Here is a 23,378-nt window from a genome sequence, read left to right on the forward strand (position 1 = left end):
TAGCCACTGCTGCCTAGGAATTCAGGCTGAATCTGCTATTTACTCCGCTCAAAAGTTATTTACTAGCAATTACCAATCTAAATTCTTCAACCGACTACATACACCCCCACTGACAGCTATTTGAATTTATCCTACATTGATTTGGTAGCAATTGATAAGTTGAGATTTTCATGTATTTGAGTAGTATCTTCTGATATTGGGGATCGCCTAAAGCTACCATGTTAACTTACTAGTTGCTGCCAATAACAGGGGGTGCGACCACCAAAGCAAAGCTACAAAAATGGCAACTCCTAAATAGGCAGGGCGAAGAAATTCTGACCATTTAAGACATTGACGACCTTCCATAATTGCGCGAAAAGGAATAATTGAAGTCCGCTGTTTAACAAGTTCAAAGGCTTCACCATAGCGTTGCGTTAGGCGGCGATCCCCGTGCCAAACACCAAACAAATGATGCAACACTAAACCAATAGAGGTAATCAGAGTAAAGGAAGTACCTAGCCAAAGAGTATGAGCAACACACCAAATTATTTGTCCTACCATTTGGGGATGACGGGTGATGCGAATAATTCCCGTCTCGTAAAGATAGACCTGAGGCTTTTGAATGGCGGCAATCTCTAGTAGATTGAAGGTAGCAGGATACAAAAACAAAAAGGAAATCGCTGACAGCACCCAAACTAAAATCTGCACACCTGGTACATCTTTCACCTGCCAAAGTTGCAAGCCATCATAACGATGATTAAAAAAGTAAATAATTAATATTACAGCTAACGGCAGGCTAACTAAGGCAAATAAAATTCGATAAAGCCTTGGCCCGATGTATTTTTCTGCCCAAGGCCGTAAGGCAGCTCCCCCACTGTGAGCGATCGCAAAAACTAACTGTAGCCCCAATATGACAAAATGACTGGGGGTTAACCAAGAAATCAGCATCATACTTATACGTAAGTGAAGTAAATTAAAGAAAACTTAGTTCAGTACAACCAATACCACAAAGTATTTAAACGGGGACTTTAGTCAAGATGTTGTGCTACTGTCTTTTTCGAGTCAAGCTTCCAAGCTTAAGATGCAATGAATCATGCCGACTTCGCTGGGTGTGAAATGCTGATTTCTTGCCAAAGCCGCTCCTTTCTTGTTTGTGGGTTTAGCCTATGTCTGACCTTCCTTTCACTTTAGATCAGTTACGTATTCTCAAAGCGATCGCCGTAGAAGGGAGCTTCAAGCGCGCCGCTGATAGTCTTTATGTCTCCCAACCTGCCGTCAGCTTGCAAGTGCAAAATTTAGAACGGCAGCTGGATGTCCCTTTATTTGATCGTGGAGGACGTCGTGCACAATTAACAGAAGCTGGGCATCTACTTCTGAGTTACGGGGAAAAAATTCTTAGTCTGTGTCAGGAAACCTGCCGTGCTATTGAAGATTTACAAAATCTCCAAGGTGGCACTTTAATTGTCGGCGCTTCTCAAACCACTGGCACCTATCTGTTGCCCAGAATGATCGGTATGTTTAGACAAAAATATCCCGATGTGGCGGTACAATTACATGTTCACTCGACGCGCCGCACCGCTTGGAGTGTAGCTAATGGACAGGTAGATTTAGCCATCATTGGCGGCGAAATTCCCAGTGAATTGGCAGAATCTTTAGAAATGATTCCTTACGCTGAAGACGAGCTGGTGCTGATTTTACCCATCTTTCATCCCTTTAGCAAACTTGAAACTATCCAAAAAGAAGACCTTTATAAACTACAATTCATCACTCTAGATTCGCAATCGACTATCCGCAAAGTAATTGATCAAGTACTAGCACGCTGTGAAATTGATACGCGGCGTTTTAAAGTCGAAATGGAATTGAATTCCATCGAAGCAATTAAAAATGCCGTTCAATCTGGTTTGGGGGCTGCTTTTGTTTCCACCTCCGCCATCGCTAAAGAGTTGCAAATGGGCGTGCTGCATTGTGCCCCGATTGAAGGTGTCGTTGTTAAGCGCACACTGTGGCTGATTTTTAATCCAAATCGTTATCGCTCCAAGGCAGCGGAAGCTTTTAGCCAGGAAATTTTGCCCCAGTTTGCTACCCCTGGCTGGAACCATAACATGTTAAAACTGTCGCAAAAAAATTTAATGGTAAATACATTGGATGCAGTGACGCCAGTCGCCACTGACGACGGTTAACCTCTGGTCTATTAGTTATTTAGTTATTAGTGAGCTAGTGCTATCTTGGGGAGCCACAGCGTTGGGGAAGCAGTACGTTTACCTCTGTTAAAGCAACTACCGTTGGCTTTGCCGACTTGTAGACGCCCTTCGGGCGGCTTTGCGCAGGAGAGCAAGTGGCGTGGTTTCCCCGATGAGCAACTAGCGTAGACGTCCGGAGGGCGGCTGCTCATAGAGTACCCAGGTCATGAGTCTTTAGTTAAATAGACTTACCACTGACAGCAGTACAGCGGTTACTCTACCTCGCCTCTTGTCAGCATTTACTAAAGCGGCTAACGCCGAAATTGCTAGGTTGGGGATATTTATCTACGCCGCGCTGTACGATGGACTACTGACTATGGACTATTGACGAATAACTAAAATGGAAGTTTACTGCACTCGTCCCCGCTGTCCACGTCCACAAAACTATTTTGCGGATTTAGATGATAATACGACGCTAAAAACAGCTCAGCAAAAATACTGTACTACCTGTGGAATGCCACTAATGCTTGATGGTCGATATGTACCAATCAAGCTTCTAGGTAGAGGAGGGTTTGGAGCCGCATTTTTAGCACGCGATCGCCGGATTCCGGGAATGCGCCAATGCGTAGTTAAGCAGTTTCAACCTACGGGAAATTTAACTTCTACTCAACTGCAATTAGCCCAGCAGCTATTTGAAAGAGAAGCAGAAGTTCTTGCACAAATAGGAAACGAACACGAGCAAATTCCTGACTTGTTTGCGTTCTTTCCAATGACAATTCCTAGCTTACATCCAGGACATCAAGACCAATTTTTTTATTTAGTACAAGAATATATTAATGGGCAAAATCTTGAGGAAGAATTAGTAACCAAAGGCAAATTTTCTGAACAAGAAATTTTAGAGGTACTACAAGAAATTCTTAAGGTACTCACGTTTGTTCATGACAGAGGCATTATTCACAGAGATATTAAACCCTCTAACATCATGCGTCGTCGTGATGGCAAACTTTTTCTGCTAGATTTTGGTGCGGTCAAGCAAGTGACAAATGCTCCTGCCACGTCTTCTACAGGAATTTATTCTATGGGATTTGCACCACCTGAGCAGATGGCTGGAAACCAAGTCTTCCCATCTACAGATTTATATGCCTTGGCTGTAACTGTTTTGACCTTGCTAACTGGTCAAGAAGCAACTAAGTTATTTGATGGCTATAGTAACCAGTGGAATTGGCGAGCACAAGCTATTATCAATCCTCGCTTAGCCGATATTCTAGACAAGATGCTCCTCCCAGCAGCAAATCAACGCTTTCAGTCAGCCCAAGAGGTATTAAATGCATTGAGAGAAATTTATACACCACAGTTAGTACCACCTACAGAAATTCCACCCAAACCCCATGTAGCTACATCGCCACCAGCAACACAAAATTATAGTCCTGTTGCATCACCATCGCCACCGATAATACCAGCCTTTTCTACATGGGAATTGTTAGGGGGAGCCGCTTTTAGTGGGTTTGAAGGCGCATTAATAGCGATCGCTGGTTTCAGTCTGCTACATAACCCGATCATTACTTTAGGTATTTCATTTGTGATTTTGGGAATACTGATTTTTGCCCAAGCGAGAAGGTGGATTGAAAAGTTAGATTTATTAATTATTCCGGGAATTACTTTTGCTATTGTCTTTTTTGTGCCCTTGTTACGTGGTCAACTTGGCATTCAGCAAATCTTGCTATTAGCAGTTGCCGCAGCTTTAGTAACTATTGCACTCACAGCACTATTTCGTCTGATTTATAAATTGCTTTCTCTAATTCTTTAAACCCTTATAGCGGTTCCCAATCTAGTAAAGTACATTTTCAAAGCTAATAACCTTGTCTAACAAGATTTGAGTGTACCTCAGTAGCTCAGGAAACGCTATACCTGTGAAGACGATTGGCTAGAGTGACTGTCGTGATTACCAAGTCGAACTTTTTGCTAAGTTTAGCAGTAGTAAAATATTAACCTATTCTTAACCTAAAATCAACCTCAAAATGGGACATTGCGTTTATAGATAAAAATCAAAATAACAACTATGTCGCCAAAAAACGGGACTAATGAAACTGGGGTTTTGGTTTTAACTTTGGCGATTACACTAGGGTTAGTAGGTGGTGTATTTTGGTGGTTGGCTAACAATTCTGGTGTGATCAACAGTTTGAGTATTAATCAATCTCGCCCGAATGAAGACACATTTACTCAAAAAATAAATGTTCCCTCAGGGTTATTTAGTTATGGGGGTAGTACAACTTGGGCCCCTATCCGCAAAGAAGTAGACCCAGAAATTCAAAAGCTTTGGCCTAAATATCAATTACGTTACACCGATCCCACGACTGGTGCTCCTGGTTCTGGTACGGGGATTAAAATGCTTTTAGATAACCAGCTGGCTTTTTCCCAGTCATCTCGCTCCCTTAAAGATGAGGAATACCAGAAGGCAAAACAACGAGGCTTTCAACTACAAGAAATTCCTGTGGCGATTGATGGGATTGCGATCGCAGTTAATCCCAAGCTTCAAATTCCGGGGTTAACTCTAGCACAACTTAAAGATATTTATACGGGAAAGTTGACTAACTGGCAACAGGTGAATGGCCCTAGTTTAGCGATTACACCTTATTCTCGGCGTTTAGAGGAGGGAGGTACGAGCGAATTTTTTGATCAAAATATCATGGGAGGAGAAAAATTTGGTACCAATGTCCAATTTATCCCGACTACAACTCAAGCCTTAAAAGAAGTGGCAAATAATCCAGGGGGAATTTACTATGCCTCTGCCCCGGAAGTTGTTGGACAATGTACTGTTAAGCCTTTATCACTAGGACGAAAATCCGATCAACTAATCTCGCCCTACAAAGAGCCTTTTATTCCTCTGCAAAACTGTCCGCAACAGCGTAACCAAATCAATGCAGCCGCGTTCCAAAAAAGTGAATACCCAATCACTAGACGGTTATTTGTAATTGTTAAACAAAATGCACAAAGCGATCAGCAAGCAGGAGAAGCTTACGCTAACTGGCTACTGACGGCTCAAGGTCAGGAATTAATTGTTAAAGCCGGATTTGTCAGAATTCGCTAATAAAATACTCATACTCTAAACTACACTCTCAAGTAGTCAGTACTTGTATTTAAACGACATACAGGCTCATGTGCTATGTCCCAAAAAAATGAAATACCTCTTCTTATCTTGTCTTTTGCAATCACTGCTGGGCTAATAGCAGGTGGCTTCTGGTGGTTTACCAAGAATACTGGTTTTAATCTCAATCAAAGTAATTCTAGCAATACAAATAACCCCCAGGTTTCAACAGAAAAACCTAGCGGTAAAACCTTCACTTCTATAAAAAATGTCCCTACAGGATTATTTAACTACGGAGGCAGCACATCTTGGGCACCAATTCGATTGACAGTTGATTCAGTAATTACAGCAGTGCGCCCAGAGTTTCGCCTGCGTTATGTAGAAACTAGCAAAGCAACTCCTGGTTCTGGTACTGGGATACAATCACTCATCGATGGTCAATTAGCCTTTGCTCAGTCATCCAGACCAGTTTTGGATCAAGAGTTGAGCCGTGCCCAGCAGCGTGGCTTTAGTCTCAACCAAATTCCTGTGGCAATTGATGGATTAGCAGTAGCAGTTAATCCTAGCCTGAATATCCCAGGGTTGACATTGGACCAGATCAAGTCTATTTACACTGGCAAAATTAATAATTGGAGTCAAGTGGGTGGTCCTAATATTCCAATCAAGCCTTATTCCCGCCGCATCACCGATGGCGGCACAGTAGAACTTTTTGTCCAAGATATATTGGGTGGTCAACCTTTTGGATCGCAAGTGGAGTTAGTATCCACAACCACCCAAGCCTTACAAAAATTAGCTGGTAGTCCTGGTGGTATCTATTATGCTTCTGCCCCAGAAGTGGTTCCTCAATGCTCAATTAGACCCTTGCCCTTGGGGCGGACGCAAGGGAATTACACTGCTCCCTACCAAGAACCATTTGTCCTCCCGAATGAATGTCCTGGTAAACGCAACAAATTGAACATTGAGGCTTTTCAATCAGGAAAATACCCGATTACACGCAATCTGTTTGTGGTGGTCAAACAGACTGGTCAAATCGAGCAGCAAGCAGGTGTTGCTTATGCCAACTTACTATTAACTGAGCAGGGGCAGGAACTGATTACCCAGGCTGGGTTCGTCAAAATTCGCTGACACCTGCTATTGATAGCAGATCTGAACTTTTAGCTCGCTCTATTAATCGACTCTGCAGGTAAGCAAATTAGATTGTCCCCTTGAGTAAGGATTAAGCCACGTTGACGTAACTTGCCCATTAAACGGGTAACGGTAACACGAGTCGAACCGATCGCACTACCAATTTGGGCATGGGTTAGGGGGAAAGGCAGACAATAGCCGCGGATAATATCGGGATCGGTTTCGCTCATTGCAGGCTCCCCATATTCCTCAATCAACAAAGTGAGGAATCCTAAGAGTCGGTCAATTGTGCGCCGTTGTCCCAAAGCACTCAGCCACAGCAACTTACGTTGGTGCTGATATCTAAAGGCATCCATAACTTCGCGACGGAAGTGAGGCCAGTTATCCAAGTCATGCCAGTACATCCACAGCACCGCAGTTTGGTCAACATGGGCGTAAGCCTGGAGTGTGAATGGTGACTGAGCAACAATTTCAAACGGTTGTCCGGCTCCGACAAAACCCAAGAAAGCTTCTTCTGGGGTTCTATTAATGCGTCGAGATGTTAGCTGGCTGGCAGTAGCGCTGACTTGGGCGGTTCCTACCATACGAATCGCACCCCTTTGCACCAAATATAGCAATCCAGGTCGAGCTGGAATGCGCTCATCTTTGCTGAAGGTGCGGCAGCGGTAGTGTTCTTGAGCCCAATCAAGAATGCGTTGCCAAGTCAAAAAAGGACGTGAAGCCTCTGAAAAGGAGGATGGAGATTGCATAGGTAACAAAGAGCGTTCGGCTGAAGACAAAGACGTCATAAAAAGGTGCAAGGAGTGTCTTTGTGTTGGCGAGATAGGCTTAACGCCTAAAAGCGCCAGCCATCCAAAGAATAGAAAGCAAATAACTCTCTACTCTTTTTGTTATACTTCTTACTGTACAATGATGGTAGTAAAGTTTACCCACTATTCATTGAATATTCATCAAATTTTATTCTACTCTCATTTTTCTTTATCTAGAAGAAACTTATAACTTTAGATAGATGACAGAAAATCAACGAATTGGGGATGAGGCTGTCTTCATCAATAACTACGTGCATTTTCAGCTACTAGTTAGTAAATACACAGCAACTAAGCAGTTAATATACAGCCACATAATCAAGTCCCCAAGTGTTTATACCTGTCAGCCAGAAATACCATGCATAAAAGAAGGAAAATTTCCTCTATATAAAGGTAGAGATGTAAAAAGGATTTTATATATTTCCGGTATAGCGCTACGGCTAGAAAAATCTCAGAATCAACAAGCTTTGATTATAGCTAATGAGATAGCCTCAGACTTATCGGCGACTTGTGGAGACGTTTTTACTGTCCAAATTGTTCCTCCAGGCTGGATTCATTTAGAATTGGCTCACCCAATCTTAGCGGCCTGGTTACAAAACCTTGCTGTGGGAATTTTATGGGAAGGGCGGGATCAAAGTAGAACCAATAATCCGACAATCACAAATCCAAAGCGCTTGTTTGCTGTGCAATACGCTCATGCCCGCTGCTGCTCGTTATTGCAGCAGGCTCACCGAGAAGAATTAATTAAACTCAAGGAAGTGCTCTCAGGCACAGAAATAAGTTTTGAGCAGCAACAACCACTACTCAGCATTTCCGAGCCAGCTTTTTGGAGTATGTGCTTGCCTAATCCTATACCTTGGCTCAACAGTGATACAAAACTTCGCCTAAATCATCCAGCTGAAGGTCGTTTGATTGGTGAGTTAGTGCAGGTGGTGGATGATTTGGAGTGCAAGAGTTTTGGCAGTTCAGTTAATTGGGAAAAAACCGCGCTGAATTTAAGTCAAGCTTTTGAAAATTTCTGGAGCCAGTGCCGCATTTGGGGCAAGGTAAAAATTACATCACCGCTACTAGCGCAAGCAAGATTGGGATTGGTCATGGCTACTCAGTCTGTATTAAGGTTGTTGCTAAAAGACAAACTAGGGGTTTTTGCTCCTTTAGAGTTATAAGTAAAGTAGTCTTTATTAGCATGTAATTTCTCAGTAAACCCTCTGAGGGAAGAAATATAAATTTATATAACATCTATTGACCCAATTAATCACATCGGCTATATTATCAGGTGTGTGAGGAGCGAACCAGCAGGGGCACCGAGACGAAACACGGCCAGTCGTCGGTGTCCTTTCTGATTTTATACAGGTCAAGTTGTTTGGATCAGCCCTAAGATAGTAAAAATTGTTCAATTGCTACTGCGGCTCCATCTTGCTCTACAGTAGGAGCTACCCACTGAGCAATCGCTTGCACTGCTGCTGGCGCATTCCCCATAGCTATACCAACGCCAGCATACTCTAGCATTTCTAAATCATTGAAATTATCACCAATAGTCATAACGTTAGTGCTTTGCAATCCCAATAATTCTTCTGCTAGATAACGCACAGCAGTTCCTTTGTTTACAGAGGCGTTAGTCGCTTCAAAAAAGGTGGCAACAGATGTTGTTAGGTAAAGTTCAGCAGGTGTATATTGGCGGCGCAAATTGCCTAATATCTTGTCGATCACAGCGGTGTCATCACACAAAGCCAGAACTTTTGTTGGTTCATTATTTAAGGTTTGGCGCAAATCACCCACAGGAATCGCGGTGATGCCAGAACGTTCTGCGTAGATTTTGGTTTCTCTTGTTAATTCCCGCACATAAAGCTGATCATTGATATAAAAATGAACAGATAAGAGTGATCGCAACTGCGGTTGTTCAAAATAGTCTAGTAACTGGGATGCAATCTCTCTAGAAACAGTCAAATGGCGATGAATCTTCTGAGTAGCTGGGTCTTGAATCCAAGCTCCCTGATATGCTGCTAAGGGTAAAACAGAGCTAATTTCTTGGTGAAAGCGCAAAGCTGAACGATACATTCTACCAGTAGCGATCGCCACTTGAATTCCTCGCGCTTGTGCTGCGGCGATCGCTTGCTTTACGGGTTTGCTAATAGTGTTAGACTTTCCTGAAATTGTGCCGTCTATATCTAAAACCAGTAGTTTAATTTCTTCTGTAGCTATTGCTGGATTGCCAGTTGATGCAAAATGAGTAGCAGCTTTATTCATGAATTCCCCAAGTTTTAAACTCCCAGTAAGAGGTTATACCATTTTTGATTTTCAAAACAGTAGTTTATGTTGTTTGATAAACAGGCAAAAACCCGGATTTCAATTAATCCGGGTTCTATATATAGCCAACTGTCAAAAACATCTGCAAAAACAGTAATACTTAACCAATATAAAACTGGTAGTATATATCAGCTATTATGTCATCATTTGCAATGATTAACGATAGCATCAACTTGTTAATCTCTCTGGCGACAACGTAAACTCCGCTATTGACAGAAGGCCTAAAAAGTTGATATCTTGAGTCGGGTTTTCTTGCTTTTTGACAACATACCAATTCCTGCAATTAAGCCAAGCCCAAGAGCAGCAGATGGTTCAGGTACAGACTTCAATTCATCATAGTCATACGTGACTTTTATAGCTGCTTTGGCTTCTGTGGTGATGGAGGAAATCATATTACCCGAGCCTGTAACCCCTGATTGGGCTAAAGCTGAGAACAAGAATTCTAGGTTACCACCACCAATAAAAGACTGCAAAAATTGGCTATCAGTATAGGTTTTTGTATCAGATTGTGAAGCTGACAATCCCGTAACACTTTGTCCAGAAGTTCCACCAAAATCTAGAGTGCCGTCAGATGCACCAACTTGGTAATTAAAGGAATTTTGGGGATTGAGAGCAAACAAAGACTGATTATTCAGTTTTAAGCCTAGGTTACTAGCAAGATTGACTGTTACTGGAGTTGAACTGGGACTAAGATTTTCAAATCTTGCTGTTCCCAATAAGTCCCCAGCAAATTCTATTTTTACACTCTTGAGCGTACCAAGAGATGCATCAAACTTCTGAACACTAAGAGGTGAATCAATGATATTTGTTAGCCCAAATCCTGTGGAACTTGAACTAGTGAGAGAAGCTGCATTAGCCACTCCACTTGTAGCGACAATACCTGCGAAGGTTGTAGCAGTAGCTAAAGTCTGGAAAAATTTGGAATTCATAGACTAATTATTTTCTGAAACTATGATTGCGATATTCCTCATCTATTTCTAACTTTGAAATATTACTTTTAGCTTTGTTAAATATACTTAATTTTATATGAATGTTTTATGAAGTAAGAAGTGGAAAATAATTATTTCCCTCTTAAAAAGCTATTTGTTTAAACTTTCATGAGTAGAGCTAGCTTGAAAGTCAAAAGTTAGAATTTTACAGTCTTTTCATAGCTATGGATCTTCAGTGCTGAAACAGGAGGTAGTTATGAGAAGGGTTTTCCTTTGTCAGAAACTGCGGTAGGGTATTTTGACCAGTACACAGCAATACTAGTAATAATTATGGTGCTGAAGCTGCGTCGCTGTTACCTAGTTCCGAGATGTAAGCTTCTGGCTAAAATAAGGCTATGTCCCAAACTTCTTTTTCTACAACGGCAACACGCCCTACATTCATCCTCGTAGATGGGCACTCGCTAGCATTTCGCTCCTACTTTGCTTTTGCTAAAGGACGAGATGGTGGGCTACGTACAAAAACGGGGATTCCTACTAGTGTCTGTTTTGGCTTCATCAAGTCTCTGTTAGAAGTCATGGCAACACAACAGCCACAAGCAATGGCTATAGCCTTTGATTTGGGCTTGCCAACCTTCCGTCATGAAGCCGACGATACCTATAAAGCCGATCGCCCAGGCACACCAGAAGATTTTGTACCTGATTTGAAAAATCTCCATGAGTTGCTTGCAGGCTTCAATCTGCCCATTTTTACGGCTCCAGGTTATGAGGCAGATGATGTTTTGGGAACTTTAGCACAGCTAGCCACTGCGGCTGGATATAAAGTGAAAATTCTCACAGGCGATCGCGATTTATTTCAACTCATTGACCTCGAAAAGCAAATCACTGTTCTCAATTTTAGTCCAGATGCCTGGAAGCGCTCCACAAATGGCATCACGGAATTTGGACCAGAACAAGTTCAAGAAAAGTTGGGTGTCTTACCTACACAAATTGTTGATTTTAAAGCTCTTTGTGGTGACAAATCAGATAATATTCCTGGTGTGAAGGGAATTGGGGAAAAAACAGCAGTACAGCTACTTCATACATACGGTTCCTTAGACAATATCTATGCCCAATTAGATGAAATTAAAGGAGCAACTCAGAAAAAACTCGCAGTAGGTAAAGAAGATGCTGAAAAGTCACGTTACTTGGCAAAAATAGTTTTAGATGTTCCGCTAGAAGTAAATTTAGAAAATTGTAAATTAACAGGATTTGATCAAAACGTTCTCGTACCAATTTTAGAGAAATTAGAATTAAATCGTTTCTTAAGTCAAATCAACCAAATTCAGCAAAAATTTGGTGGACAAGTGGCAGAACTTTCAGCACCAACAACAGCAGCACAACTCAGTACTGACAGCGATGATGGTGAGTTGTGGTTCTTTAGTGCTGCGGATACAGCAGTAGCAGCTACAAAGCAGCCTGCTTCAGCAATTCAACCACAGATCATTAATACCGAAGCAAAGCTCACCGAATTGGTGAACCTGTTGCAAACATTTACCAACCCAGAGATACCCGTCACTTGGGATACCGAAACCACAGATTTAGAACCACGCGACGCTGCTTTAGTGGGTATTGGTTGCTGCTGGGGTACAAAACCAGATGAAATAGCCTATATTCCTGTTGGTCACAAAACTGGAGAGAATCTAGAGCAAGATCTAGTGCTAGCAGCACTACGTCCAATTCTCGAAAGTGCTGATTATCCCAAAGCTTTGCAAAATGCTAAGTTTGACCGTCTAGTTCTTAGGTGTCAAGGAGTAAAATTGGCAGGAGTGGTATTTGATACCATGCTAGCTAGTTACCTGCTAAATCCAGATAGTAGCCATAATTTGAGTGATTTAGCTCAAAAATATCTGGGTTTAACTGCTAAAAGTTATGTAGATTTAGTTCCTAAAGGCAAAACTATTGCTGACTTAGATATTGCTAGTGTCGCAGATTATTGCGGTATGGATGTCTATTCTACATTTGGATTAGTGCCAAAGTTGCGTGAGGAACTACAGAAAATTCCAGCTTTATATCAACTAATGTTGGAAGTAGAACAGCCGCTAGAGGAAGTTTTAGCGGAAATGGAATACACAGGTGTTCGGATTAATTCAGCTTATCTCAAAGAACTTTCACAGCAATTAGAAACAGATTTGACCAAGTTGGAAGAACAAGCTACTGAGATAGCAGGAGAAAAATTCAACTTAGGTTCTCCCAAACAACTGAGCTATATATTGTTTGAAAAATTAGGTTTAAGTACTAAGTATTCGCGAAAAATACAAACTGGTTACTCTACAGATGCAGCGACGTTAGAGAAACTCCAAGAAATTGATCAAACCGGTTTTGTTGATGCCATCATTGAGTACCGTACTCTTTCTAAATTAAAGTCTACTTATGTAGATGCATTACCAGCATTAGTACGTCCCGATACTCACAGAGTACATACAGATTTTAACCAAGCAGCGACATCGACTGGCAGGTTATCTTCTTCTAATCCGAATTTACAAAATATTCCGATTCGGACAGCTTTTAGCCGCCAAATTCGTAAAGCATTTTTACCAGAACCAGGCTGGTTAATGGTGGCTGCTGATTACTCGCAAATTGAGTTACGCATATTGGCTCATTTAAGTCAAGAGCCAGTTTTGGTGCAAGCATATCAGCAAAATGAAGATATTCACACTGTGACAGCAAGGTTAGTATTTGAGAAAGAAGATGTCACATCAGACGAACGTAGATTGGCAAAAACCATTAACTTTGGTGTGATTTATGGCATGGGGTCTCTGAAGTTTTCTCGTTCAACTGGCGTAGATAAAGCCATTGCTAACGAATTTATTAAGCGCTTTAACGAGCGCTATGCAAAAGTATTTGCATATTTGGAACGTGTGAAAAAAGAAGCGATCGCCCAAGGTTATGTAGAAACAATTCTCGGTCGTCGTCGTTATGTTGAGTTTACCAGCAATAGTTTACGTCAATTAAAAGGCAGCGATCCAGAAGCTATTAACCTTAGTAAATTAAAAAATTTAGGGCCTTACGATGCCGGTTTACTGCGCTCCGCAGCTAATGCACCAATTCAAGGTTCTAGTGCTGATATTATCAAAATTGCAATGGTAAGACTGCATGAGGTTTTAAGTAAATATCAGGCGCGGTTGTTATTACAAGTTCACGATGAATTAGTGTTTGAAGTTCCGCCCTCAGAATGGGAAGAATTACAACCACAAATTAAGTCAGTAATGGAAAATGCCGTGAAATTGACTGTGCCTTTAGTAGTCGATGTACGTGCTGGAGAGAATTGGATGGAGACGAAATAGATAAATTGAGATATTTATACAAATTTGAAGATAACATTTAAGTTAGCTCAAGAATTGCTTGCAGCTTTAAAAATTTGTTATGCAGTTAAATTCGACTCTGGAATGTTGGAGACTGGATGTGGTTTGTAGCCTAAATTTGTTAACTTAGTACTCATCTTCAACTAAAGAATAAGTTTTTAACCACTCAATTTTTCTCTATAAACGCAGAAAATCTCCCCTATCTATCAACTCCGGAATTCTCTGAGCAATTACTGATTGCGGCAAAACTTGCGATCGCCATCATTTTCAGGGTATTGCCAAGAATAGGCAAAATGGCTCACTCCTTTGATTTGGGGGGCAAATTGTCGAAGCGCCTGCATTTGTGCTTCTAGAGATGGACGATTGCTAATCGAAGCTCCCCATTTACCTGCTAAGGCTGGAATCACTTGCGTACCTGGTTTAGCCATACTCAAGACTCGTTGTATTTGTGCCACAATACAACTGGCATCACCGCAAGTGGCATAAGCCATAGGATGCCATTGCAAGGAGCTAGGAAACCGATCCCAAGGCTGTAAGCGCGAATCATATCCTTGTCCCAAAGTTTGGTTACCTTCAGGGAAAAACACTGCTCCAGCAGGAATACCTTGTTGCTGTGCTGGATAACTTGCTAAGGCGACAAAATCCAGGATACCTTGCATGGCATGGGCAACAGCGAGCTGCCATAAATCCCATTGCAAAAGCGGTTGTCTGTCGATGGGATTGAGAAGAGATTTTTGCGCTGCTGACAAAGTTCGACCTTGCCATAAGGCTTCTCCTTCTTGAGGATAAAGTTGATCGACTTCAGCAATATCTGCTGCGGTTACATATCCCTTACTTAAAAAGCGCCGAATCAAGTCTAGCCCTTTGTTATTTTGTGCTCGTCGAAATAAAGCTTCTTGAGTTGCTGAACTAAATAGCCATAAGTCTGTAACTTTGGTAGCTATAGAATCACTTCCTGCTTGACGCGGATAGCGCACATAGTCAAACAACAACCCATCTGGGCGACGGCGCAGTACTTCCTGCACCATTTGATAGTAGTCGCGTTTCGCCTGTGAGTTGTATGGGTCGATAAATACATGAGTGCCGTTATCTACAACATATAAGCTAGTTTGACCTTTGCCATTACGCGCGATCGCTCCTTCTCTGTCTCGACGCTCTGCATAGCTATAGCCAAAATTGATAGTGTACATCCAGGCGTAAACTTTCAAACCCCGTTGTCGCCCTTTTTTAATCGCATTTGCGAGTAGATCTACCTTTTCTGCACCAGGAGTACGGATCACAGAAGGCCAAATTGTCGGGTTAGCTGCTGCTGGTAAAAGTACCCGCCCATCATAAAAAACTTCCAAATTAACTTGGTTATAGCCAAGGTTAACTATTCGATCCATAATTTGGTCGAGTAAACCAGGATTAATGTCACAAGGATACAAGCGTAACCAAATTGCTTGATTTTGCGGCCAGTTACGGTTACGGCACTCCTTTATTTCCTGTGCATGTTGTTTTAATATCTGCTGGTAGCGCTTTTGGGCATCTGGATTGCCTCTGAGTGCTGAAACACGTAAGTTATCTTTTTCTTTGACTGCTGTTGATGATAACTGGCAATATTCCTTGACTTGCGCCTGTACTGGTTGGCTCCCAAAATTGGGAATTAAAAGGCTACTACTGAAAATAGCTGCAAGAAGGCGTCGGACAAATAACTTTGATTTTGTAACTTTCAAGGGACGGTTAGACATACTTCAAGGTAGCAGAGCACAATACTAGACTTCTTGTAGAAGTTAGGTAAAGCATAAAGATAAAGTCAAGGGTCAAAGAATGGAATTTTCCTTATCCCCCATAATCTTTATCTCTATCTCTTACCAAAAGTACTTGTACAAGAGGTCTGATCATCAACCTCAAAATATATTAGCTGAGGTGATGTGGATAAAATTCTATGTTTAAAAAATAGGGGTTTTGAAGCCTATTTTTGAAAGACTCTCAAACCCCTATTTCTGTTGCCGCAATTTTTTATTTAGTTAAGTTCTAGGAGATACTCAGGTAATTTCCCAATTTCTGGTTATTTGCTTTGTCGCCAATGATAATACCCGGTATATATGTAAATCAAAAGTCAAAATTTAAAAGTTGTTTACTTAATGAAACCAAACTTAACAAACTAGCCAAGAGCCTCAATCAAGTTGGGACTCTTGACTCTGTTTTGTAGAAAGTTAAGCACCCCGCCTCAGCGCCGTCTCTACCTGATTAAACTCCTTTTCTAAGCGATCTTTGAGTTTTTGTGGCACAGGACGATTGGGGTAAGAACTGTAGTGTCCTGCTAGGGAGTTTAAAGCTGTTCGCATGGTAGTAAAGGAGCTCAAACCAGACACAGAGTTAGCTCGCTGGTAGCGAGCTGAAAAGTCATTTATTTTTTGACGCGCTTCTGCTTGAACTGCTGCTTTATTTGGTGAATCTTCTGATATCTCTAGGACATTTCTTAAAATCTGGACTACCGCTAAGGTGTCTTGACGATAATCCCCTGTCAAACTATCAGGACTAGAACAGCCCATTAAGCTGATGGCTACAACTAAAACCAGGGCAAGCAGACGCGACCAATAGCGCTTCATAAGCATTTAGTGAAACAACGCATAAATCAACGTCCATAGTATCTTGGATTGGTATCTTGGGGATCATTCAAAGTGCTAAGTGCTGAGTTATGGTTTGTTAACTCGTTATTCTCAATTCATTACTTTTTGATACAGAGTGTCCCTTTGTTGATAAGGTCTTCCTAAAGAAATGATCGCCTTTTGTAAGGTTTCTACTTCCATTGATGTACCGCCCAAGGCTCCTGCCATTGTGGTAATGTGTTCCTCCATCAATGTGCCACCAATATCGTTGCAACCCCAAACTAAAGCCTCTTTAGCACCAGTCAGCCCCAGCTTTACCCAACTCGGCTGATGATTGGGAATCCAATTTCCTAAGTAAATCCGCGCCACAGCAGTCAGTATTAGGCTATCAGTTAAAATTGGTTGATCGCGCCCCACTCGACGACGTAAAGCTTTAGGTGCTTCTTGTCCAACAAAAGGTAATAAAATAAACTCAGTAATTCTTGCTGAATAGCCGCGGTTAATGGCAGTTTGTTGGAGCGATCGCAATTTTTCTAAATGTCTTATTTGTTGTTCTGGACTTTCGATATGCCCTGAGAGCATAGTGCTAGTGGTGTATAAGCCTAATTGATGTGCTGTACTAACAATTTCTAGCCAAGTAGCTGTGTCAATCTTCTCCGGACACAGTACCCGCCGTACCTGATCATCCAACACCTCAGCTGCTGTTCCTGGCATTGAACCTACACCAGCATCCCCCAAAGCCGCAATCACATCAGCATAATTCAGTCCATCAGCTCTGGCGATAAATTGCACTTCCTGAGGAGAAAAAGCGTGCAAATGTAGCTGGGGAAATTCCTGTTTGATGGTTTCCACCAACTTGAGATAATAAGGCAAAGATTTACCGTTGACCTTAGCTTGTGGGTTTAATCCCCCTTGCATACAGATTTCCGTTGCGCCCCGTAGCACTCCATCTGTAGCTTTCTCCAAAATTTGTGCCCAATCTAACCAGTAAGCACCATCATCACCATCATCACGCCGGAAAGCACAAAAACTACAGTGCTGCTCACAAATATTAGTAAAGTTAATATTGCGGTTAACTACGTAGGTGACTGTATCACTGGCTTGAATGCGGCGGAGTTTATCAGCTGTGCTTTGAATGGCAGCGATCGCCTCTAGGTCTGTTTGTTTTAACAATACCACTCCCTCTGCAGGAGATATATCATATCCCATTAGGGCACGGTCGAGAATAGCGTCAACAGTTTTAATAACCACAGTTCATCAAACAAAACCACATTTCTCATTTTGGCAATAAATTAGCTGATGCGTGTCACAGGTGAAAGGAATATCTATAGTATCTATTCCGGGTGTGACTTCCTCAAAATTTTCTATAAATGAGAATACCAAAAAATATCAAACCAAATAATTTGAATAGAAATTTTTTGTAAAATAAAATTGCTATTTTTATTTTTAAATATATTATTTTGGAATCTTTTTTTGTTTTAAGTAATAAAGATAAAATTTTATGGTTGTAGGTTATTAATTAAACTTTTATATTTCAAGTTAATTGAAAATATTCAGATCCAACCAGATAAACAATCTATAAAAGTATTATTAATCCAGAAAATATTGTATAATACTCAAATGCTACGATTAATAAGTAACATAACATAAAGCCGCTGTGAATTAATCTGCACTCTTATCGCACCTGTTTAGCAGTATAGCCAATGTCCATCAACCTAAAGTGTAAAATTATATTTTTAGGCTGAGACAAGTTTATATAAAATGTTAATCAACATCAATAAATAGCATAAAAAGTAGTGTAGGTTATATTAAAATCCAGTTAATTAGCAAGATAATTGTTCATTAATATACTCTTTTACTATTTGGATTCTGCTGAATGACTCACAGCCAAACCAATTCACTATTATCAGTCCCAACTGGTAAATTACAAATATCGGAATTGCCTCCTAAAATTGCAGATACTAATGGAGAAGCTATGCTTCTTTCTCTAGTAATTCCAACTTACAAAGAGCATGACAATATCAAGAATGTGGTTAAGGTATTGAGCCAGTTGTTGGATGAGTCTATTCCAGGACAGTATGAACTGATTGTGGTAGATGATGATAGTCCAGATCGAACTTGGGAAGTAGCACAATCCCTGACAGAGAAATACCCACAATTGCAGGTAATGCGACGCCAACAGGAACGGGGGCTATCTTCGGCGGTGATTCGTGGATGGCAAGTAGCAAGAGGAAGTATTTTAGGTGTGATTGATGGAGATCTACAGCATCCACCAGAAGTGTTGACACAATTGTTGGCTGAGATTGAACAGGGTGCGGATTTGGCAGTAGGTAGTCGTCATGTAGAAGGCGGCGGTGTTAGTAGTTGGAGTATTATCAGACGGTTATTGTCTCGTGGCGCTCAGGTTTTGGGATTGATTATCTTACCAGGAGTACTGGGAAGAGTTTCTGATCCCATGAGTGGTTATTTTATGGTGCGTCGAAATGCGATCGCAGCAGCAACACTCAATCCAGTAGGATACAAAATTCTCCTAGAAGTCATTGGGCGAGGAAGAGTTCGTGAAATTGCTGAAGTAGGCTATGTGTTCTGCGAACGCAAAGAAGGCGAAAGCAAAGTGACATGGAAGCAATATGTCGATTATTTACGCCACTTACTACGGTTGCGCCTTTCCACAGGACGTTTAGAACGGGTTAGCCAAGCTACAGGAAAGTTAGAACAATTGAGTCAAAACATTGGTTTCCCTATTGGTCGATTTCTCCGCTTTGGATTGGTGGGACTCAGTGGGGTATTTGTAGATATGACAATACTTTACTTGCTCAGCGACCCTACAACTCTAGCTTTACCTTTGACTCGCAGCAAAATCATTGCCGGTGAAATTGCAATTTTCAACAATTTTTTGTGGAATGACGCTTGGACTTTTGCTGATGTCTCCATGAAGCAGCAAGAATGGCGTCAACGTTTGAAGCGCTTTTTCAAATTCAATTTAATTTGCTTAGCCGGATTGATATTAAATGTGCTGATTTTGAATCTCGTATTTAATTTTCTTATTCCCAACCGCTACATCGCCAACATAATCGCGATCGCAATTGCTACTATCTGGAATTTCTGGGTGAACTTGAAACTTAGCTGGCGGGTAACTGATGTTAAATAGTCAACTATCAGAATTTATGGTTTCTTGCTACTTTGTATAACTTTCCGGTAAACCCACTGGTGACAAACCAGCGATCGCCCGTAAGTTTTGGCAACGAATCAACTCGGTAAAATTTAAACCAGAACGTCCCTCAATCTTGGCTATTTCTTCAATTGCTGATAACAAATGCTCGGCGGCTTCAGCTTCTGAGTAACCCCGGCGTTGTGCAATGCGAATTGCGGCTGCATCAGCATTTAATTCTAATTCTGGAGATTTATTAGTACGCCAGATCCGAAAGCTGGCGAGCGCGCTTAATCCTACTGCGATCGCTATACCCACCACATCTGACTGTGTTGATTCTATGACTCCACCCAACAACCCTATCAGTACTACACCTTGATAAACGTCGGGTTTGAACCACCTCACCCCCGTCAACCAGCTAACCGTTTGCAACAGCAGTAAATCTCGTTGTGGTTTTGTCAAACGAAACCATAAATCGAAATTAATATATATTGGTCGCTCTTGATTCCAAGGAAGTGGAAAGAAACTGTCAATTACCTTTGCCTGTTCGGGTTTGCTGACGATTTTTGTCATCATACGCCCCGAAGCAGGCATAACATCTAGCAAACGGCGAATTTCAACGTTTGGCTCCATAAATTTAATGATTAGCCATTATATGCATCGTACCTAATTCTGCAAAGAATTAACTTTTCGTGCTAACCTTTGATTTGTAATAACTTTTTACAAAAGTTACCTCGGCAAATTATTATTTGTCAAAGGCACAGACCAAAGCATCAACAAGCTAATTGAGTAGTGTATAGTGTAGCGGGATTATATGGTACCCGATTGCATAGAAGTTCAAAACTTTGACGTTTTGAATAACCATTTAAGAATTTAAATTTTAATTACATGGACGCTTTTGCTCCCACACCGCCTGAATGGACAAATAAGGCAATTCATGCTTATCAGTTTTGCTGTCCTAACTGCAATTCAAGTAGCCGAGAAGCCATAGAAGTTTGGATGAATCGGCGATCGCCTGTGATGACAGAAGACCATCGCCGCAAATGGCAGGAGTTCTACAATTGTCACTGTGGTTGTGCATGGTGGGCTTGGAGTAGCGATCGCCCACCAATAGATCTGTCTAATCAACGTGATGTTAAGCCCACATAGCTATAGGTATTATTAACCACATAAAAAACCCGCCTCTTGGCGGGTTAAGTTTTAGTTACTCAAAGGTTAGTAGAGCTAATTGCATGACTACTAACCTACAACCAACTTTAGAAAGTAAAGGTGGTACGGAGAGTACCTACGTAAATCGTGTCATTTCTGTCGTTATGCTCGGGATTGAAGATCACCAACAAAGCTGGGGTGACAGAAATATTATCACTTAGCTGCATTCTGTACTGACCCTCTAGGTGATAAGAAGTCCCTGCATCTTTTTGCTCTACGCCGTTAGCCGCCCTAACGTCACTACTTGTCACTTTAGGTGGTTGACCAAATATAAAACCAAGTACATTTCCCTTTCTGCCAAAGTCTTGGAGAGCAGCGGTAACACCCCAATAGAAAAGGTCTGCATTATTACCAGGGTTGACAGTGTAGCTAGTCAAAGGTGCTCCACCAGCAGGGTTAGCAACAGTTGATGTAACAGCCGTACTGTTCGCCGCTTCGGCGTTACTATAACCTACCCAACCAGAAAAAGTTAACTGAGAACTAGGTTTGAAGACAGCTTCAAAACCGTAGTGGTTAGCGGAAGTAGGAACATTACCAAAGGGTGTACTTGCCAAGTTACTACCTGTAGCTTCAAACAGGTTTACACCACCAAGATTATTTTGAAACGATCGGACGTAGGTCAATCCCAAATTAAGTGTCTTGCTGGGTTGGAAAGCTATCTGAGCCAAGGCTGCGTAGTTACCGTCTGTTAAACCTGCGCTCTCAGCTGGATTACTAGCTGTATTATTCCGACCACCAGCTAAATAACCTACAGACGCACTTAAAGCTCCACTAGGATTAAAGGTTACAGTCGCACCCGCACCACCTTGTCCTTGTCTGTAAATTGGGCTGAACCGACCATAACGGGAAATAGCCCCCCTAGCGCTGCTAGCAAAAACAGGGTTGAAGCTGTTGGTGTTTTCCCAAAACTCACCATTGTTAGCATCAACCTTAACGCGTAAAGCATCGCTCAAGTTAAAGGCATAGTTGATTTTATCTATGGCAACGCTATTGGGATTAGTATCAAATCCGTCATATGCTAGACGGGTCATGTTGGTACCGGTGGAAGCAGCACCATAAATAGCGTTACCGTTATTGAAAACATTCCCTGCTTGCAAACGGACTTGCAATTGATCTTTACCAGTGAAGCTGCTGAGCAAGTTCAGACGAACTCGGTCATTAAAGGTTATGTTACTGTCTAAATTTCTTCCTGTAACCCTTCCTGTTGGATCGTTGATCAGCGTCCGGGAGCCAATGGCTTGATCGCCGCCAAAGGAATCAGATGCGCTAAAAATCGCTTCACCAACCAACTTAGTAGTAGTAGAGAACTGATTGGCTTCTAGTTCCGCAGTACGGGCTTCTAAAGCATCCACACGACCGCGCAAAGTAGCTAATTCAGCCGCAAATTCTTCTTGTAAACGCTGTAAGGTAGCTAGGTCTTGTTTCGTTACCAAGTCACTGGTAGCTGTCGCAATTAACTCGTTAACTCTATCCAAACAAGCATTCAAACCAGCAGCGAATTCATAACGCGTTAACGCACGGTTACCACGATAAGTACCGTTGGGATAACCTGCAATACAGCCATAGCGCTCAACCAAGGATTGTAAAGCCTGAAATGCCCAGTCTGTGGGCTGTACATCCGAAAATTGTGAAACGGATGTAACCTGATCCATGCCGCTAGAGTCTTGCGACAACTGAGTAACAGGGGTTACCTGTTCGTTAGCTTCAGCAGCCAAGCTACTATTCGCAGCCAAAAATGTAGTAGCAACAACAAGTGGACCGATCTTTATAAGATCCCAGAATACTTTTGTCATTGTTCTTTTTCTCACTCACACCTAGCTAATTCACTTTAATGCAAACTTCCCAAAAATTTTGAAATTGGGAAATCTACTTATTAAGTCACAATGATATTACCAAACTTAATTGGTAATTCTTACAAGCAAACCAAGATTATATTACCCTATTTTGCAATGAATTTATTAGGTAAGCGAAGAATCATCCGTCGTTTATTACGCAAAATTTGCCCTTCTTCTTCAAATTGCTGTAAAAGTCTTGTTATGGTTACTCTTGTCGTATTTAAAACTTCTGCTATTTCTTGATGAGTCACATTTAAGTCAAGCAGTATGCCATCTTCTACTTCCCGACCAAATTTTTCACTTAACCATACTAAAAAATGCCACAAGCGTAGTGAAATTGGTTTACGATGTACTATACTTAGCAATTCCTCAGCTTGTTGAATGTGGGACAATAAAGCGTCGATATCTTGATGCCAAAGCTGAGGCGGTATAACACTCACTTCCACGCTTGTTAAAGATTCAATTTGATAGGGTTTGATTTTAGATAAGGGATAGCCAATGATATCGCCAGGTCCCCAATAACCAAGAGTAATAAATGTTCCATCTTCACTCCAAGTTAAGGTACGAACGGCCCCCCGCTCAATTCGCCAAAGTACTTCACTCCGGAGTGGAATTACCTCTCTACGAGTAAATATCCTTTGAGGTAACTGTCCATTTACTATGAAATTATTTAATTTAGTAGAAGATTCTGCGATAGGGCTTGGGGAATACATTCAGATTATAGATTTTGATGGAGTAGAAATGTCTGAATAATCTAATCAATAATCAAATTTACTTTGACACTTGATTAATAGATTACAATGTTTGGTGAAATTAATTCGGAAGTTTTTAGTATGG

At 41.4% G+C, this 23,378-nt stretch carries 19 protein-coding genes; 9 read left to right on the top strand and 10 right to left on the bottom strand.

The features are described from left to right. Nucleotides 1-213: 213 nt before the first annotated feature. Nucleotides 214-930: an NnrU family protein gene (locus tag BV375_RS19170; RefSeq protein WP_208095837.1), complete on the bottom strand. Its 717-nt coding sequence runs from the start codon at nucleotides 928-930 to the stop codon at nucleotides 214-216. A gap of 215 nt (nucleotides 931-1,145) precedes the next feature. On the opposite strand from BV375_RS19170, the gene BV375_RS19175 reads away from it, so the two are divergent. The 5 genes from BV375_RS19175 to BV375_RS19190 all read left to right on the top strand — a co-directional run bounded on the left by BV375_RS19175 (nucleotide 1,146) and on the right by BV375_RS19190 (nucleotide 6,369). Then, nucleotides 1,146-2,159 carry a LysR family transcriptional regulator gene (locus BV375_RS19175; RefSeq protein ID WP_086763208.1) on the top strand — a complete coding sequence of 338 codons (1,014 nt, stop codon included), beginning with the start codon at nucleotides 1,146-1,148 and terminating at the stop codon, nucleotides 2,157-2,159. Nucleotides 2,160-2,204: 45 nt separating this feature from the next. Next, nucleotides 2,205-2,348 carry a hypothetical protein gene (locus tag BV375_RS36990; RefSeq protein WP_166507480.1) on the top strand — a complete coding sequence of 48 codons (144 nt, stop codon included), beginning with the start codon at nucleotides 2,205-2,207 and terminating at the stop codon, nucleotides 2,346-2,348. A 211-nt stretch (nucleotides 2,349-2,559) separates the two neighbouring features. Beyond that, entirely contained in the window at nucleotides 2,560-3,966 is a 1,407-nt protein-coding gene (locus tag BV375_RS19180; protein WP_086763210.1) for a serine/threonine-protein kinase, read from the top strand. Nucleotides 3,967-4,218: 252 nt separating this feature from the next. Then, nucleotides 4,219-5,247 carry a PstS family phosphate ABC transporter substrate-binding protein gene (locus BV375_RS19185; protein WP_086763212.1) on the top strand — a complete coding sequence of 343 codons (1,029 nt, stop codon included), beginning with the start codon at nucleotides 4,219-4,221 and terminating at the stop codon, nucleotides 5,245-5,247. A gap of 75 nt (nucleotides 5,248-5,322) precedes the next feature. After that, nucleotides 5,323-6,369 carry a PstS family phosphate ABC transporter substrate-binding protein gene (locus tag BV375_RS19190; RefSeq protein WP_086763214.1) on the top strand — a complete coding sequence of 349 codons (1,047 nt, stop codon included), beginning with the start codon at nucleotides 5,323-5,325 and terminating at the stop codon, nucleotides 6,367-6,369. Nucleotides 6,370-6,398: 29 nt separating this feature from the next. On the opposite strand, the gene BV375_RS19195 is transcribed toward BV375_RS19190, so the two are convergent. Beyond that, entirely contained in the window at nucleotides 6,399-7,157 is a 759-nt protein-coding gene (locus tag BV375_RS19195) for a Crp/Fnr family transcriptional regulator (protein ID WP_086763216.1), read from the bottom strand. A 221-nt stretch (nucleotides 7,158-7,378) separates the two neighbouring features. On the opposite strand from BV375_RS19195, the gene BV375_RS19200 reads away from it, so the two are divergent. Further along, on the top strand, nucleotides 7,379-8,341 hold the full coding sequence (locus BV375_RS19200) for a DALR anticodon-binding domain-containing protein (RefSeq protein ID WP_143842142.1): 963 nt from the start codon (nucleotides 7,379-7,381) through the stop codon (nucleotides 8,339-8,341). Nucleotides 8,342-8,549: 208 nt separating this feature from the next. Here the strand turns inward: BV375_RS19200 and BV375_RS19205 are convergent, their stop codons facing one another. Both BV375_RS19205 and BV375_RS19210 read right to left on the bottom strand, forming a co-directional pair. Beyond that, a complete protein-coding gene (locus BV375_RS19205) occupies nucleotides 8,550-9,422 on the bottom strand; it encodes a Cof-type HAD-IIB family hydrolase (RefSeq protein ID WP_086763217.1) in 873 nt (290 codons plus the stop codon). Between the two features lie 281 nt (nucleotides 9,423-9,703). After that, a complete protein-coding gene (locus BV375_RS19210) occupies nucleotides 9,704-10,411 on the bottom strand; it encodes a choice-of-anchor E domain-containing protein (RefSeq protein ID WP_086763219.1) in 708 nt (235 codons plus the stop codon). Between the two features lie 395 nt (nucleotides 10,412-10,806). Here BV375_RS19210 and polA point away from each other — a divergent pair, with 395 nt between their 5' ends. Further along, nucleotides 10,807-13,734: a DNA polymerase I gene (polA, locus tag BV375_RS19215; RefSeq protein ID WP_086763221.1), complete on the top strand. Its 2,928-nt coding sequence runs from the start codon at nucleotides 10,807-10,809 to the stop codon at nucleotides 13,732-13,734. A 248-nt stretch (nucleotides 13,735-13,982) separates the two neighbouring features. Here the strand turns inward: polA and BV375_RS19220 are convergent, their stop codons facing one another. From BV375_RS19220 to cofH, 3 genes are all read right to left on the bottom strand, one after another. After that, nucleotides 13,983-15,482, bottom strand: a complete 1,500-nt coding sequence (locus tag BV375_RS19220) for a family 10 glycosylhydrolase (protein ID WP_086763223.1) — start codon at nucleotides 15,480-15,482, stop codon at nucleotides 13,983-13,985. A gap of 468 nt (nucleotides 15,483-15,950) precedes the next feature. Beyond that, nucleotides 15,951-16,346 carry a photosystem II protein Psb27 gene (psb27, locus tag BV375_RS19225; RefSeq protein ID WP_086763225.1) on the bottom strand — a complete coding sequence of 132 codons (396 nt, stop codon included), beginning with the start codon at nucleotides 16,344-16,346 and terminating at the stop codon, nucleotides 15,951-15,953. A 111-nt stretch (nucleotides 16,347-16,457) separates the two neighbouring features. Continuing rightward, nucleotides 16,458-17,597, bottom strand: coding sequence for a 7,8-didemethyl-8-hydroxy-5-deazariboflavin synthase subunit CofH (cofH, locus tag BV375_RS19230; protein ID WP_086763227.1), 1,140 nt, complete (start codon nucleotides 17,595-17,597; stop codon nucleotides 16,458-16,460). A 625-nt stretch (nucleotides 17,598-18,222) separates the two neighbouring features. On the opposite strand from cofH, the gene BV375_RS19235 reads away from it, so the two are divergent. Next, nucleotides 18,223-19,497 carry a glycosyltransferase gene (locus tag BV375_RS19235; protein WP_086763229.1) on the top strand — a complete coding sequence of 425 codons (1,275 nt, stop codon included), beginning with the start codon at nucleotides 18,223-18,225 and terminating at the stop codon, nucleotides 19,495-19,497. A 27-nt stretch (nucleotides 19,498-19,524) separates the two neighbouring features. Here the strand turns inward: BV375_RS19235 and BV375_RS19240 are convergent, their stop codons facing one another. After that, a complete protein-coding gene (locus BV375_RS19240) occupies nucleotides 19,525-20,130 on the bottom strand; it encodes a DUF3318 domain-containing protein (protein ID WP_086763231.1) in 606 nt (201 codons plus the stop codon). 255 nt (nucleotides 20,131-20,385) lie between these two features. Here BV375_RS19240 and BV375_RS19245 point away from each other — a divergent pair, with 255 nt between their 5' ends. Then, a complete protein-coding gene (locus BV375_RS19245) occupies nucleotides 20,386-20,646 on the top strand; it encodes a hypothetical protein (RefSeq protein WP_086763233.1) in 261 nt (86 codons plus the stop codon). A gap of 107 nt (nucleotides 20,647-20,753) precedes the next feature. Here the strand turns inward: BV375_RS19245 and BV375_RS19250 are convergent, their stop codons facing one another. Further along, on the bottom strand, nucleotides 20,754-22,499 hold the full coding sequence (locus BV375_RS19250) for an iron uptake porin (RefSeq protein ID WP_086763235.1): 1,746 nt from the start codon (nucleotides 22,497-22,499) through the stop codon (nucleotides 20,754-20,756). 146 nt (nucleotides 22,500-22,645) lie between these two features. Further along, a complete protein-coding gene (locus BV375_RS19255) occupies nucleotides 22,646-23,254 on the bottom strand; it encodes a Crp/Fnr family transcriptional regulator (protein ID WP_086763237.1) in 609 nt (202 codons plus the stop codon). Nucleotides 23,255-23,378 lie beyond the last annotated feature (124 nt).

Source organism: Nostoc sp. 106C (assembly GCF_002154725.1).
Lineage (GTDB): Bacteria > Cyanobacteriota > Cyanobacteriia > Cyanobacteriales > Nostocaceae > Aulosira.